At 49.6% G+C, this 230-nt stretch carries 2 tRNA genes; both read left to right on the forward strand.

Annotated elements, in window-relative coordinates:
- Positions 1-3 precede the first annotated feature (3 nt).
- Positions 4-78, forward strand: a tRNA-Gln gene (locus tag C1T21_RS26910).
- Positions 79-82: 4 nt separating this feature from the next.
- Positions 83-158 (forward strand) — tRNA-Lys (locus tag C1T21_RS26915).
- Positions 159-230 lie beyond the last annotated feature (72 nt).

A 230-nucleotide genomic window follows, 5' to 3' on the forward strand; every position in this document is an offset into this window, starting at 1 on the left:
TATTGGGGATTAGCCAAGCGGTAAGGCAACGGACTTTGACTCCGTCATGCATAGGTTCAAATCCTATATCCCCAGCCATTAAGAGCCATTAGCTCAGTTGGTAGAGCACCTGACTTTTAATCAGGGTGTCGAAGGTTCGAGTCCTTCATGGCTCACCATTGTATTACATGCGCGTGTGGCGGAATTGGCAGACGCACTAGACTTAGGATCTAGCGTCTTTGACGTGGGGG

The sequence above is a fragment of the Paenibacillus sp. F4 genome, from assembly GCF_002894905.1.
Taxonomy (GTDB): Bacteria; Bacillota; Bacilli; order Paenibacillales; family Paenibacillaceae; genus Paenibacillus; species Paenibacillus polymyxa_B.